The following is a 13,356-nucleotide window of genomic DNA, read 5'->3' as shown; positions in this document are numbered from 1 at the left end:
TATGGATACGCTTGGCTATTTGGGCCAGGGTTTCGGCGTTGCGCTGACCCCCTACAACCTGGTGACCGCATTGTGCGGCACCCTGATCGGTACCGTGGTCGGCCTGTTACCGGGCCTGGGGCCGATCAATGGCGTCGCGCTGTTGATCCCCATCGCCTTCGCGCTTGGGCTGCCGCCTGAGTCAGCCCTGATATTGTTGGCGGCCGTGTACCTGGGCTGTGAATACGGCGGCCGTATCAGTTCGATTCTGCTGAACATCCCGGGCGAAGCCTCGACAGTAATGACCACCCTCGACGGCTACCCGATGGCGCGTAAAGGCCTGGCGGGCGTGGCACTGTCGTTGTCAGCATGGAGTTCGTTCATCGGTGCACTCATCGCCACTTGCGGCATGGTGATGTTTGCTCCCCTGCTGGCTAAATGGGCGATTGCCTTTGGGCCTGCGGAATATTTCGTATTGATGGTGTTCGCGATTGTCTGCCTGGGCGGTATGGCCGGTGAGAAACCGCTGAAAACCTTTGTCGCCGCCTTGATCGGCCTTTTCCTGTCGGCGGTGGGTATCGACGCCAACAGCGGTGTGTACCGCTTTACCGGTGACAATATCCACCTGACCGACGGCATCCAATTTGTGGTGCTGGTCCTGGGCCTGTTTTCCATCAGCGAGATCCTGTTGCTGCTGGAAAAAACCCACCATGGCCAGGAAGCCGTCAAGGCCAGCGGGCGCATGATGTTCAACTTCAAGGAAGCAGCGTCGGTATTCGTAGTCAATATTCGCTGCGGCGTCCTGGGCTTCATCATGGGTGTGCTACCGGGCGCCGGCGCCACCCTGGCCAGCGCCGTGGCCTACATGACCGAGAAACGTATCGCCGGTGCCAGCGGCACCTTCGGCGAAGGTGACAAACGTGGCCTGGCCGCGCCGGAAACCGCCATCGGTGCTGCCGCCTGCGGCGCCCTCGTCCCCATGCTGACCCTCGGCGTACCCGGCTCAGGCACTACCGCGGTGATGATCGGCGCGCTGTCGCTGTACAACATTACCCCCGGCCCACTGCTGTTCCAACAACAGCCGGACATCGTCTGGGGCCTGATCGCTTCGTTGTTTATCGCCAACATCATGCTGGTGATCCTCAACATCCCGATGATCCGCATCTTCACGCGCATCCTTGCCGTGCCAAACTGGGCGCTGGTGCCGGTAATCGCCATCATCACCGCGATTGGGGTGTACGCGGTTCACGCCACCACCTTCGACCTGTTCCTGATGATTGGTATCGGCATCTTCGGTTACATCCTGCGCAAGCTGGACTTCCCGCTGTCGCCGGTGCTGCTGGGCTTTATCCTCGGCGGCCTGATGGAGCAGAACCTGCGCCGCGCGCTGTCGATTTCCAACGGCGCGCTGGAAATCCTGTGGTCCAGCCCAATCACCTTTGGTGTGTGGGTACTGACCGCAATCATGTTGCTTGTGCCGCTGCTGCGCATCTACCGCAAACGTGCCCTGCAGCGTCGCGCCGTGGCCGATGTCTGAGGTCACCTTTAAACAATGGTGGGCAACACCGCTGGTCGGCCTGGCCGGCGGTTACCTGGCCAGCCTCGTCGGCTGGCCTTTGCCGTATATGGTCGGCTCGTTGCTGGCGATCATCCTGGTGCGCTGCCTGACGCCATGGCAATTGGCCGAGATTCCCGGCGGACGCAAATGCGGCCAATGGGTAGTGGGCGTCGGCATCGGGCTGCACTTTACGCCGATGGTGATCGAGCAGGTGATGAGCCACTTCGGCCTGATCTTCTTCGGTGCGCTGATCACCAGCCTGTCGAGCATTGTCGGTGTGTGGTTGATGCGCCGCAGTGGCGAAGACCGCGCCACCGCGTTTTTCTCGAGCATGCCGGGCGGTTCCGGTGAGATGGTCAACCTCGGCGCGCGTAATGGCGCGGTGCTCAGCCGTGTTGCGGCGGGGCAGAGTTTGCGCGTGCTGGTGGTGGTGCTGTGTGTGCCGGCGATCTTCAAGTATTTGCTCGAAGGCGGCGCGCCGCAGTTTCATCCCGCGCCGGTGAGCTGGGCCTGGCTGGCGGTGTTATTTCCACTTGGCGCGCTGGTGGCCTGGGGATGGCAGCGTTTGCGCCAACCGAACCCGTGGCTGTTCGGGCCGCTGTTGGTCAGCGCCACCGCCAGTGTAGTGTGGGACTTGCATATCGGCCTGCCCGATGGCGGCAGCCAGATCGGCCAATGGCTGATCGGCAGCGGCTTGGGCTGCCACTTCAACCGTCAGTTCTTTCGCCGGGCCCCGTCGTTTATGGCGCGTACGCTGATCGGTACGGCGTTGACCATGGCGCTGGCGACGTTAGCGGCGGTGGGCTTGAGCGCCATGACGCAGCTGGACTTGCGCTCACTGACCTTGGGCATGATGCCCGGCGGCATTGCCGAAATGAGCCTCACCGCCGAGACCTTGCAACTGTCGGTGCCGTTGGTGACGGCGATGCAGGTGATGCGCTTGTTATTTGTACTGTTTCTGGCAGAGCCGTTGTTCAGGCATTGGAACCGCCAGCCAGACAACGTCTAAACCCTCCACCAAATTCCAATGTGGGAGCTGGCTTGCCTGCGATCCAGGCACCTCGGTGTTTCAGCCAGACCGAGGTGATCCTATCGCAGGCAAGCCAGCTCCCACATTGGACTGTGTTGAGCTTTAGAGTGGCGGCAACCGCCACTCAATCGGCGCCTCGCCATTCTGCTCAAGAAACTTGTTGGTGCGGCTGAAATGCCCGCAGCCCAAAAACCCGCGATACGCCGACAGCGGCGACGGATGCACCGACGTCAGCACCAGGTGCTTGGTCGCATCCACCAGTTTTTGCTTGCTTTGCGCATGGGCGCCCCACAACAGGAAGACCAGGTGCGGTTGATGCGCGCTGACCACTTCGATAATCCGGTCGGTAAAGAACTGCCAGCCCTTGCCCGCATGGGCGTTGGCATTCGCGCGTTCCACGGTCATGGTGGTGTTGAGCATCAGCACGCCCTGGTCGGCCCAGCTTTGCAGGCAACCGTGGTTGGGGATGTCGATGTTCAGGTCGCGCTTGAGCTCTTTGTAGATATTTACCAAGGAGGGCGGCGTCGGCACGCCCGGTTGCACCGAGAAGCACAAGCCGTGGGCCTGGCCTGGGCCGTGGTACGGGTCCTGGCCGAGGATCACCACCTTGACCTTGTCCAGCGGCGTTGAGTTGAGTGCATTGAAAATCAGCGGGCCCGGTGGGTAAATTTCTTTGCCGGCGGCGTGTTCCTGGCGCAGGAACTCGCGCAGTTGAGCCATGTAGGGCTGTTCGAACTCATCCTGCAGAGCGTGTTTCCAGCTGGGTTCGAGTTTGATACGGTCGCCTTCGGTCATGGTGTGTTCGTCGTGTAAAAAAGAATGGGCGAACCCTAGGAAAGCCGACCCCGCTTGTCAATTGATCTGACACACAACCGGCACTTTCTGTTGAAACGATCATACTGATCGTTCACTTTCTCGATTGAGGTCACGATGAACCTGCACTTCGAAGAGCTGACCGGCAGCGACGGTGCCCGCATCGGCATCGCCAGCCTGGACGCTGAAAAGTCTCTCAACGCGCTCTCCTTGCCGATGATCCTGGCCCTGGGCGATCGCCTGGATGCCTGGGCCCAAGACCCGAACATCGCCTGTGTGCTGCTACGCGGCAATGGCCCCAAAGCCTTTTGCGCCGGCGGCGAAGTGCGCAGCCTGGCCCAGGCCTGCCGTGAACAGCCCGGCGCTGTGCCAACCCTGGCCGCAGAGTTTTTCGCGGCGGAATACCGCCTCGACTATCGCCTGCACACCTACCCCAAGCCGCTGATCTGCTGGGGCCACGGCTACGTGTTGGGCGGCGGTATGGGCCTGCTGCAAAGCGCGGCGGTGCGCATCGTGACACCGAGCAGCCGTCTGGCGATGCCCGAGATCAGCATCGGCCTGTACCCGGATGTGGGCGCCAGTTGGTTCCTGTCGCGCCTGCCCGGCAAGCTCGGCGTGTTCCTTGGCCTCACCGGCGCGCACATCAATGGTCGCGACGCCCTGGACCTGGGCCTGGCCGACCGTTTCCTGCGCGATGACCAGCAAGAAGAATTAATCGAAGGTCTGCTGCAACTGAATTGGCAGGAACAAACCGCGATGCAACTCAACAGCCTGCTCAAGGCACTGGCCCAGGAAGCGGTCAGCCAGCAACCCGAGGCGCAATGGCTGCCCCGCCGTGCACAGATCGACGAATGGTTGGACGTCGGTGATGTGCGCTGTGCCTGGCGCGCGCTGAGCCCATTGCGCGACCACGCAGACCCGCTGTTCAGCCGCGCCGGCAAGACCCTCAGCGAAGGCTGCCCGCTGACGGCGCATCTGGTCTGGGAGCAGATTCAACGCGCCCGGCACCTGTCCCTGGCCCAAGTGTTCCAGATGGAATACACCCTGAGCCTGAACTGCTGCCGTCACCCGGAGTTCGCCGAAGGAGTGCGCGCGCGGTTGATTGACAAGGACCAGACGCCCCATTGGCACTGGCCGGATATCAACACCATTCCCGAGGCCGTGGTGCAAGCGCATTTCCACAAGGCCTGGGAAGGTCGGCACCCACTGGCGGACTTGTCCGACGTCTAACGGTGACCACCACCGTGGCCGCCACCATGCCCGCCGCCACGGTTGCCGCCTTGGTTATGCCCACCGCCATTGCCCCAACGGTTGCCGCCCCAGCCTTGGTTCGGGTACGGCCGGTAATTAGACCTTGGGTAATAGCCCGGCGCTGGCCGGTAATAACGCGGCGCCGGGTAGTAACGCGGTGGCGGCGCGTAGTAGCCACGCCCATAGAGGTAACTGGGGCCGCCGCCGTAGTAATAGGCCGGGGCCGGAGTGGTGTAGACCTCAGAGCGATAGTAAGTACCCCCGCCATCGTAATAGGGCACACACGCAGACAGGGTCAGGCCGAATAAAGCGCTAAGAAGCAGTCGTCGATACATGGCGGCCTCCTGGACCGCTTGAGAGCACCTTCAGCGACGCTGGAGGGCGGCATTCGTCTTTCATTGAATGACGAAATATCTGACATCAAAAACCGAATCTGGTGCGTTTCGGACACAGGTTGAAACATCTGTTTCAGACGAAGCGAGCGCTTCATTGCAGTGCGCCAGCGCACCAGCACAACGCAGCCCAAGCCCCCTGCCCCTCACCCTCCTCGCGCAAACCTTCGGTCTAAAGGCTCGCGGCCTACTTGGCACGACTCTCGCTTTGGCTAACCCGTGCAGGCTTCATCACAGGTTCGCGGCACCACAATTTGCAATGGCTGACTAGGGTTCCGGCTCGCTTGACGCGAGTGGCTGGTCCGAGAGTTGGCGACCTCCAGTTGAGGTTACACGGCGGGATAAAAGCCCGGGAGACAAGCCACCGTTCACGGTGCCGCGTTGCTCCCTGCCCGCCCATGATCAACTGGAGAACCCCCATGCCAACACCCCGTTTACCCGCCCTGCTCGCCGCCGCTTTCGCCGCAGTGTTGAGCTTCCAGACCCAAGCCGCCAGCAAAGACCACTTCAGTGTGTGCTGGACCATTTACGCGGGCTGGATGCCGTGGGAGTACGCCGGCAGCCAGGGCATCCTCGACAAGTGGGCCAAGAAGTACGGCATCAAGATCGACATGGTTCAGCTCAATGACTATGTCGAATCCATCAACCAGTACACCGCCGGCCAGTTCGATGGCTGCACCATGACCAACATGGACGCCCTGACCATCCCCGCCGCCGGTGGCGTGGACAGCACCGCGCTGGTGGTCAGCGACTTCTCCAACGGCAACGATGGCGTGGTGATCAAAGGCACCGGCAAGACCGTGGCCGACCTCAAGGGCATGAACGTCAACCTGGTGGAACTCTCGGTGTCCCACTACCTGCTGGCGCGGGCACTGGAATCGGCTGACCTCACCGAAAAAGACCTGAAAGTGGTCAACACCTCCGACGCCGACATCGCCGCTGCCTTCAACACCAATCAAGTGCAAGCCGTCACGACTTGGAACCCGATGCTCTGCGAGATCAAGGCCAAGCCCGGTGTCACGCAAGTCTTCGACTCCAGCAAAGTGCCCGGCGAAATCATGGACATGATGGTGGTCAACACCCAAACCCTCAAAGACAACCCCGCCCTGGGCAAAGCGCTCACCGGTGCCTGGTTTGAAGTGGTCGCGCTGATGAACGCCAAAAACGCCGCCAGCACCGAAGCCTTGGAGCATATGGCCAAAGCGTCGGGCACCGACCTCAAGGGTTTCCAGGCGCAACTGGACACCACCAAGCTGTTCGCCACGCCCAAGGAAGCCCTCGCCTTCGCCACCAGTGCGCAGTTGCCCGCCACCATGCGCAAAGTTGCCGAATTCTCCTTCCAGCACGGCTTGCTCGGTGAGGGCGCCAAGGACACCAGCGCCGTGGGCATGAGCTTCGCCAATGGCGTGACCAGCGGCGACACCGCCAACCTCAAGCTGCATTTCGACCCCCGCTATGTGCAGATGGCCGCCGACGGCACGCTGTAAGAGGACCCGGCCATGCGCCTGATCAACCGTCACCCGGAACGCTCCAGTCGCCTACTGTTGGTGATCCTGCCGTTCGCCCTGCTGCTGTTCGCCTACTTCGTGGGCTCGGCCGAGCGCCTGGCAGACAACCCCAACGACAGGCTGCTGCCCAGCGCCGTGCAAATGGGCGACGCGGTAAAACGCCTGGCGTTCAGCGCCGACACGCGTACCGGTGAGTACGTGCTGTGGCAAGACAGCGCGTCGAGCCTGCGCCGCCTCGCCATCGGCTTAGGGATAAGCGCCCTCGCCGGCCTGTGCCTGGGGATTGCCGCCGGTACGCTGCCGCTGTTTGGCGCGCCGTTGTCGCCGTTGCTCACGGTGCTGTCGATGGTGCCGCCGCTGGCGATCCTGCCGATTCTGTTCATCGTGTTCGGGCTGGGGGAATTGTCCAAAGTGATGCTGATCGTCATCGGCATCACCCCAGCCCTGGCGCGCGACCTTGAGCAGCGCGCACGGGAAATCCCCATCGAGCTGCTGGTAAAAGCGCAAACCCTCGGCGCCTCCACCTGGACCCTGATGCTGCGCGTGGTGTTGCCGCAACTGCTGCCGCGCCTGCTGATTTCGCTGCGGCTGATGCTCGGCTCGGCGTGGTTATTCCTGATCGCCGCCGAAGCCATCGCCTCCACCGACGGCCTGGGCTACCGGATTTTCCTGGTACGCCGCTACCTGGCGATGGACGTGATCTTGCCTTACGTGGTGTGGATCACCCTGCTCGCCTGGCTGATGGACTGGGGCCTGAAAACCCTCACCCGCCGTGCGTTCCCCTGGTACGAAGGAGCGCGGGCATGAGTTTTATCAGCGTCAACAATGTGTGGCAGCGCTACGGCGACCAAGTGGTGCTGGAGGGCCTCAACCTGCACGTCGAGGAGGGTGAGTTTTGCACGCTGGTCGGCACCTCTGGGTGCGGAAAGTCCACCTTTCTGCGCCTGCTGTTGGGCCAGGAAACTGCGAGCAAAGGCCAGATCCTGCTGGACGGCCAAGCCCTCGCCGCCGAGCCGGATGCCAGCCGTGGCGTGGTGTTCCAACGCTACTCGGTGTTCCCGCATCTGACGGTACTGGACAACGTCGCCCTAGGCCTTGAACTGCCTCATTCACCGCTGCTGGGCCGGCTGTTCGGCAAAGCCAAAAGACACGCCAGGGAACAGGCGGCCGCACTGCTGCAAAAAGTCGGCCTCGGCCACGCCTTGGACAAGTACCCGGCGCAGCTCTCCGGCGGCATGCAGCAACGCCTGGCCATCGCCCAAGCCCTGATCATGAAGCCCCGCGTGCTGCTGCTGGACGAACCCTTCGGCGCCCTCGACCCGGGCATTCGCAAGGACATGCACCAGCTGTTGCTGGCGCTGTGGCGCGAAACCCGGCTGACGGTGTTCATGGTCACCCACGACCTGAGCGAAGGCTTCAGCCTCGGCACGCGCTTGCTGGTGTTCGACAAGGTCCGCGTCGACCCCCACGCCCCCGGTGCCTATGGCGCCCGCATTACCTACGACATCCCTTTGAACAGCGCGCGCCGCAAAGCGCTCGCCGCCGAACTTGGAGCCACAGCCCAATGACCGATTCCACTCAACTGTTTGCGCCGTTCGCCGAAGAAATGCTACCCGGCGGCGGCCACCGTTCCTTCGTGCTCAAGCGCGGCCAACTGCTGCGCCTCACCGACATTCGTGGCGGCGCCAACGTCAGCCTGACGCTGCTCAACGCCAATGAAAAAACCGAACGCCTGAACCTGCCCGACAGCCTCAAATGCCAACACACCGCCAAGCTCACCCGCGGCCACTGCCTGTACTCGGACATGGGCCGCGTGCTGGCCGCCATCACCGCCGACACCTGCGGCTGGAGTGACAGCATTGGCGGGGTGTTATGCGCCGCCGAGGTGGCCGAAAAATATGGCAAGGGCCGCTATCAGGAACTGCGCAACGGCTTCTACCGCAACGGCACCGACAACCTGCTGGTGGAATTGGGCAAGTGGGGCCTGGGGCTTTGCGACCTGTTGATGACCCTCAACCTGTTCAGCCACGTCAGCGTGGACGGCGACGGCGGTTTGCACTTTGTGCCGGGCAATTCCAAGGCCGGCGACTACATCGAGCTCTACGCACCGATGGACACGCTGGTGGTGCTCACCGCCCTGCAACACCCGATGGACCCCAACCCCGATTACGCACCGCAACCGCTGAAACTGAGCTGGATGAACGCGGCCCCCAGCGTGGCCGAACACTGCCGCACGTCGCGCCCGGAAAACACGCGCGGCTTTATCAACACTGACCGCCTGTTCGCTTGAGGAGCTGCCATGTCTATCGCACTGAAACAACCCGATGCGGCGGTGTACCGCGCAACCATTCCCGCCGGCGAGCCGTGGCTGATGGAGGTCAAGGCCGGCCAGACCCTGCGCATCCTTGACCTTGAGGGCAACCAGGCCGTCGACACGCTGTTCTACAACCTCAAAAACCCCAAGGAACGCTACGACGTGCAACGCACCCTGCGTCGGCAAAACAACGTGTACCTGAGCACCGGCAGCGTGCTGTATTCCAACCTCGGCCAGCCGATGCTGACCCTCGTCGAAGACACCTGCGGGCGCCACGACACCCTCGGCGGCGCCTGCGCGCAAGAGAGCAACACCGTGCGCTACGCCCTGGAAAAACGCTACATGCACAGCTGCCGAGACAACTACCTGCGCGCCTGTGCCCACGATGGCCGCCTGGGTAAAAGCGACATCGGGCCGAACATCAATTTCTTCATGAATGTGCCGGTCACAGCCGACGGTGGGCTCACCTTTGAAGACGGTATTTCCGCGCCCGGCAAGTACGTCGATTTACGCGCGGAGATGGACGTGATCGTGCTGATTTCCAACTGCCCGCAATTGAACAACCCCTGCAACGCCTACAACCCGACCCCTGCGGAGTTACTGGTATGGAACTGAAAATGAAGCGGTTGCGTAAATGGTTGTTCGCCCTGTGCCAGGCCCGAGCGGGGCAGTGCATGCAAAAACAATGAGGGTTCCCTGTGGGCGCTGGCTTGCCTGCGATGGCGGTTAATCAGCCAATAAATAAGGTGACAGACCCACCGCCATCGCGGGCAAGCCCGGCTCCCACAGTTGATCACCATCAACGCCAAAGATTTGCGCCATGGACGACCCTGGCGCGTACCCCCACATGCGGGACGGCCCGCAGGGTTTTGCCATGTTCGAAAAACTGTTGATCGCCAACCGTGGCGCCATCGCCTGTCGCATCCTGCGCACCTTGCGCGAGCTGCAGGTCAAAGGCGTCGCCGTGTACGCCGAAGCTGACGCAGCCAGCCTGCATATCCAGCAAGCCGACGAGGCCTACAGCCTCGGTGAAGGCGCGGCGGCCGGCACCTATCTGGCGGTGGAAAAAATCCTCGCCACCGCCAAGGCCTGTGGCGCCAAGGCCATCCACCCCGGCTACGGCTTCCTTTCGGAAAACGCCGCCTTCGCGCAAGCCTGCGAAAGCGCCGGTATTGCCTTCGTTGGGCCGACGCCTGAACAGTTGCGCGTATTCGGCCTTAAGCACACCGCGCGCACTCTGGCCAAGCAACATCAGATCCCCTTGCTGGAAGGCACCGAACTGCTCGACAGCCTCGACGCTGCGTTGTTGGCGGCCGATATGGTGGGCTACCCGATAATGCTCAAAAGCACCGCCGGCGGTGGCGGCATCGGCATGCGCGTGTGCCGCAGCGCGGCCGAGTTGGGCGACTCGTTCGAGGCGGTCAAACGCCTGGGGCAGAACAATTTCAGCGACGCCGGTGTCTTCATCGAGAAGTACATCCAGCACGCCCGCCACCTGGAAGTGCAGGTGTTCGGCGACGGCGCAGGTGAAGTGATCGCCCTCGGCGTGCGCGACTGTTCCGTGCAGCGGCGCAACCAGAAAGTCCTCGAAGAAACCCCGGCGCCGAACCTGCCCGACGGCATGGCCGAGGCCTTGTGCGCGGCCGCCATTACCCTGGCCAAGGCCGTAAATTACCGCAGCGCCGGCACCGTGGAATTTATCTTTGATAGCGCCGATGGCCGCTTTTACTTCCTCGAAGTGAACACCCGGTTGCAAGTGGAACACGGCGTGACCGAGCAAGTCTGGGGCGTGGACTTGGTGCGCTGGATGGTGCTGCTGGCAGCCGGTGAAATGCCGCCTTTGCATACATTGGCTTTGAACCCCCATGGCCATGCGATTCAGGCACGGCTGTATGCGGAAGACCCAGGCAAGGACTTCCAGCCGAGCCCGGGGCTGTTGACTCGCGTGGACTTCCCGGTCGCCGCAGGCCTACGGATCGACACTTGGGTGGAAGCTGGCTGCGAGATCCCAGCGTACTTCGACCCGATGATCGCCAAGCTCATCAGTTGGGCGCCGAGCCGCGAACAGGCACGTATGGACCTGCATCAGGCGTTGAGCGACAGCCAGCTCTATGGCGTGGAAACCAACCGCGATTACCTGCGCCAGATCCTACTCGCCGCGCCCTTCGCCAGCGGCCGCCCATGGACGCGCTGCCTGGAAGATCTGGTCTACACCGCCGACACCGTTGAAGTGCTCAGCGCCGGCACGCAAACCAGTGTGCAGGATTATCCTGGCCGCCTCGGCTACTGGGCCGTGGGCGTGCCGCCGTCAGGGCCGATGGACAGTCGCGCGCTGCGCTTGGGGAATCGTTTGCTGGGCAACAACGACGGCGCAGCAGCCTTGGAAATCACCATGAGTGGGCCACTGCTACGCTTCAATTGCGCGGCGGTCATCGCCGTCACCGGTGCAGAAATCCCGCTGCTGTTGAATGACCAGACAGCGCCGATGAATACCGCGCTGTTGATCGAGGCCGGGTCGATGTTGAGCCTTGGCACCCTCGCAGGCGCCGGTGCACGCAGCTATCTGTGCCTGCGCGGCGGGCTGCAAGTGCCCGACTATCTGGGCAGCAAAAGCACCTTCACGCTCGGTCAGTTTGGCGGGCATGGCGGGCGTGCTTTGCGGGCCGGTGATGTGTTGCACGTGTTGCCATTGGCAGACGTCAACGCCGGGCAGCAGTTGATGGCTGAACCATTGGCTGAGGTGCGCACACTGCGGGTCATTTATGGCCCGCACGGTGCGCCGGAATATTTCCTGCCTGAGTACATCGACACCTTCTTCGCCACCGAGTGGGAAGTGCATTTCAACTCCAGCCGTACCGGCGTGCGGCTGATCGGGCCAAAGCCTGAATGGGCGCGCACGGACGGCGGCGAAGCCGGGCTGCATCCGTCGAACATTCATGACAATCCTTATGCGATTGGGGCGGTGGATTTTACTGGGGATATGCCGGTGATCCTCGGGCCGGATGGGCCGAGCCTGGGTGGGTTTGTGTGCCCGGTGACGGTGATTGAGGCGGACCTGTGGCAGCTGGGGCAACTCAAGGCGGGTGACAAAATTCGCTTCGAACCGGTCGACCTCAAAACCGCCCGCGATCTCGCCCTGAACTGGGATCAAGTGTGGGCGCCGGGCTTGCCCGCGATGCAGACGGCTCGGTCTGTCAGTCAAACCGAGGTGATGCATTCGCGAGCAAGCCCGCGCCCACATTTGATCGAGTCGCCAGTGGTGTTGGACACCGGCCACGACAACACCCGCCTCGTCGCTCGCCTCGCCGGTGACACCCACCTGCTGCTGGAAATCGGCGCCGCCGAACTCGACCTGGTGCTGCGCTTTCGCGCACACGCACTGATGCAGGCCCTGCAAACCCGCGCCCTGCACGGCGTGATCGACCTGACCCCGGGCATTCGCTCCCTGCAAATCCACTACCAGCCCGAACAACTGCCGCTGGCCGAGCTGCTGCCGCTGATCACCACCGAATGGGCCGCCGTGTGCGCCACGCAAAACCTGCAAGTGCCGTCGCGCATCGTGCATTTGCCGTTGTCGTGGGACGACCCGGCCTGCCAACTGGCCATCGAAAAATACATGACCACCGTGCGCAAAGACGCGCCGTGGTGCCCGAGCAACCTGGAGTTCATCCGCCGTATCAACGACCTGGCGAACCTCGACGAAGTGCGCCACACCGTATTCGACGCCAGCTACTTGGTGATGGGCCTGGGCGACGTGTACCTCGGCGCGCCGGTCGCCACGCCACTGGACCCGCGTCATCGCCTGGTGACCACGAAATACAACCCGGCCCGCACCTGGACCGCCGAAAACTCGGTGGGCATCGGCGGTGCTTACCTATGCGTCTATGGCATGGAAGGCCCGGGCGGTTATCAGTTTGTGGGGCGCACGCTGCAGATGTGGAACCGCTACCGGGAAGTCGCGGCGTTCGACGGCAAGCCATGGTTGTTGCGCTTCTTTGACCAGATCCGTTTCTACCCGGTGAGTGCTGATGAGCTGGTGCAGATCCGCCGCGATTTCCCGCTGGGGCGCTTTGCGCTGAGCATCGAGCACAGCCAGTTGAACCTCGCGGATTACCAGGCTTTTCTGGCGCGGGAAGCGTCGAGCATCGGCGCCTTTCGCGAGCATCAGCAGCAGGCTTTTAATGCCGAGCGCGAGCGTTGGATCGCCAGCGGCCAGGCGCATTACGACAGTGAAGAGCTGGCTGCGCCCATCGGTGAAGACACCCCGCTGCTGGCCAACGAGGTCAGCGTCGACAGCCCTATCGCCGGCAACCTCTGGCAGGTTCAGGTGGCTACCGGGAATCGGGTCTCAGCCGGCGAGGTGCTGGTGATTCTTGAGTCCATGAAGATGGAAATCCCGGTGGTGGCGCCCTTCGCCGGCACCGTGCGCGAGATCCCGGTGCAACCCGGCAGCGGCATTGGCGCCGGGCAACGGGTGGTGGTGCTGGAACGTGACTGACTTTTCTTTTTCA

At 62.6% G+C, this 13,356-nt stretch carries 11 protein-coding genes and 1 riboswitch; of the genes, 9 read left to right on the top strand and 2 right to left on the bottom strand.

What is annotated here, in order from left to right:
• Nucleotide 1: 1 nt before the first annotated feature.
• Nucleotides 2-1,516 (top strand): tripartite tricarboxylate transporter permease, encoded by a 1,515-nt coding sequence (locus tag KZH41_RS08855; protein ID WP_094951002.1) that lies wholly within the window; start codon nt 2-4, stop codon nt 1,514-1,516.
• A complete protein-coding gene (locus KZH41_RS08850) occupies nt 1,509-2,546 on the top strand; it encodes an AbrB family transcriptional regulator (RefSeq protein ID WP_263274697.1) in 1,038 nt (345 codons plus the stop codon). The genes KZH41_RS08855 and KZH41_RS08850 overlap by 8 nt, the downstream gene beginning before the upstream one ends.
• Nucleotides 2,547-2,669: 123 nt before the next feature.
• Here KZH41_RS08850 and ung read toward each other — a convergent pair whose 3' ends face one another.
• Nucleotides 2,670-3,362: a uracil-DNA glycosylase gene (gene ung / locus KZH41_RS08845; RefSeq protein ID WP_263274696.1), complete on the bottom strand. Its 693-nt coding sequence runs from the start codon at nt 3,360-3,362 to the stop codon at nt 2,670-2,672.
• Between the two features lie 135 nt (nt 3,363-3,497).
• On the opposite strand from ung, the gene KZH41_RS08840 reads away from it, so the two are divergent.
• Nucleotides 3,498-4,610, top strand: a complete 1,113-nt coding sequence (locus KZH41_RS08840) for an enoyl-CoA hydratase/isomerase family protein (protein ID WP_094951006.1) — start codon at nt 3,498-3,500, stop codon at nt 4,608-4,610.
• Here KZH41_RS08840 and KZH41_RS08835 read toward each other — a convergent pair.
• Nucleotides 4,607-4,966: a hypothetical protein gene (locus KZH41_RS08835; protein ID WP_094951007.1), complete on the bottom strand. Its 360-nt coding sequence runs from the start codon at nt 4,964-4,966 to the stop codon at nt 4,607-4,609. The two genes, KZH41_RS08840 and KZH41_RS08835, sit on opposite strands and share 4 nt — an antisense overlap.
• Nucleotides 4,967-5,279: 313 nt before the next feature.
• A riboswitch (guanidine-I (ykkC/yxkD leader) is annotated at nt 5,280-5,381 on the top strand.
• Nucleotides 5,382-5,442: 61 nt separating this feature from the next.
• Here KZH41_RS08835 and KZH41_RS08830 point away from each other — a divergent pair.
• The 6 genes from KZH41_RS08830 to uca all read left to right on the top strand — a co-directional run bounded on the left by KZH41_RS08830 (nt 5,443) and on the right by uca (nt 13,343).
• Complete coding sequence (locus KZH41_RS08830) at nt 5,443-6,510, top strand: putative urea ABC transporter substrate-binding protein (RefSeq protein ID WP_094951008.1); 1,068 nt, start codon at nt 5,443-5,445, stop codon at nt 6,508-6,510.
• Between the two features lie 12 nt (nt 6,511-6,522).
• Nucleotides 6,523-7,338, top strand: a complete 816-nt coding sequence (locus KZH41_RS08825; protein ID WP_263274695.1) for an ABC transporter permease — start codon at nt 6,523-6,525, stop codon at nt 7,336-7,338.
• Nucleotides 7,335-8,099, top strand: a complete 765-nt coding sequence (locus KZH41_RS08820; protein ID WP_263274694.1) for an ABC transporter ATP-binding protein — start codon at nt 7,335-7,337, stop codon at nt 8,097-8,099. The genes KZH41_RS08825 and KZH41_RS08820 overlap by 4 nt, the downstream gene beginning before the upstream one ends.
• Nucleotides 8,096-8,821, top strand: coding sequence for an urea amidolyase associated protein UAAP1 (locus KZH41_RS08815; protein ID WP_263274693.1), 726 nt, complete (start codon nt 8,096-8,098; stop codon nt 8,819-8,821). The genes KZH41_RS08820 and KZH41_RS08815 overlap by 4 nt, the downstream gene beginning before the upstream one ends.
• A gap of 9 nt (nt 8,822-8,830) precedes the next feature.
• On the top strand, nt 8,831-9,460 hold the full coding sequence (locus tag KZH41_RS08810) for an urea amidolyase associated protein UAAP2 (protein ID WP_263274692.1): 630 nt from the start codon (nt 8,831-8,833) through the stop codon (nt 9,458-9,460).
• 259 nt (nt 9,461-9,719) lie between these two features.
• Complete coding sequence (gene uca / locus KZH41_RS08805; RefSeq protein ID WP_263275089.1) at nt 9,720-13,343, top strand: urea carboxylase; 3,624 nt, start codon at nt 9,720-9,722, stop codon at nt 13,341-13,343.
• Nucleotides 13,344-13,356 lie beyond the last annotated feature (13 nt).

This window comes from Pseudomonas sp. YeP6b, from assembly GCF_025642995.1.
Classification (GTDB): domain Bacteria; phylum Pseudomonadota; class Gammaproteobacteria; order Pseudomonadales; family Pseudomonadaceae; genus Aquipseudomonas.
This window is presented reverse-complemented; position numbering and strand designations above follow the sequence as displayed.

Excerpts from the sequence above, each read along its gene's own strand:
- KZH41_RS08810 (WP_263274692.1), top strand. The coding sequence starts at position 8,831 with ATGTCTATCGCACTGAAACAACCCGATGCGGCGGTGTACCGCGCAACC.
- KZH41_RS08825 (WP_263274695.1), top strand. The coding sequence starts at position 6,523 with ATGCGCCTGATCAACCGTCACCCGGAACGCTCCAGTCGCCTACTGTTG.
- uca (WP_263275089.1), top strand. The coding sequence starts at position 9,720 with ATGTTCGAAAAACTGTTGATCGCCAACCGTGGCGCCATCGCCTGTCGC.
- KZH41_RS08815 (WP_263274693.1), top strand. The coding sequence starts at position 8,096 with ATGACCGATTCCACTCAACTGTTTGCGCCGTTCGCCGAAGAAATGCTA.
- KZH41_RS08820 (WP_263274694.1), top strand. The coding sequence starts at position 7,335 with ATGAGTTTTATCAGCGTCAACAATGTGTGGCAGCGCTACGGCGACCAA.
- KZH41_RS08855 (WP_094951002.1), top strand. The coding sequence starts at position 2 with ATGGATACGCTTGGCTATTTGGGCCAGGGTTTCGGCGTTGCGCTGACC.
- KZH41_RS08840 (WP_094951006.1), top strand. The coding sequence starts at position 3,498 with ATGAACCTGCACTTCGAAGAGCTGACCGGCAGCGACGGTGCCCGCATC.
- KZH41_RS08835 (WP_094951007.1), bottom strand. The coding sequence starts at position 4,966 with ATGTATCGACGACTGCTTCTTAGCGCTTTATTCGGCCTGACCCTGTCT.
- KZH41_RS08850 (WP_263274697.1), top strand. The coding sequence starts at position 1,509 with ATGTCTGAGGTCACCTTTAAACAATGGTGGGCAACACCGCTGGTCGGC.
- ung (WP_263274696.1), bottom strand. The coding sequence starts at position 3,362 with ATGACCGAAGGCGACCGTATCAAACTCGAACCCAGCTGGAAACACGCT.
- KZH41_RS08830 (WP_094951008.1), top strand. The coding sequence starts at position 5,443 with ATGCCAACACCCCGTTTACCCGCCCTGCTCGCCGCCGCTTTCGCCGCA.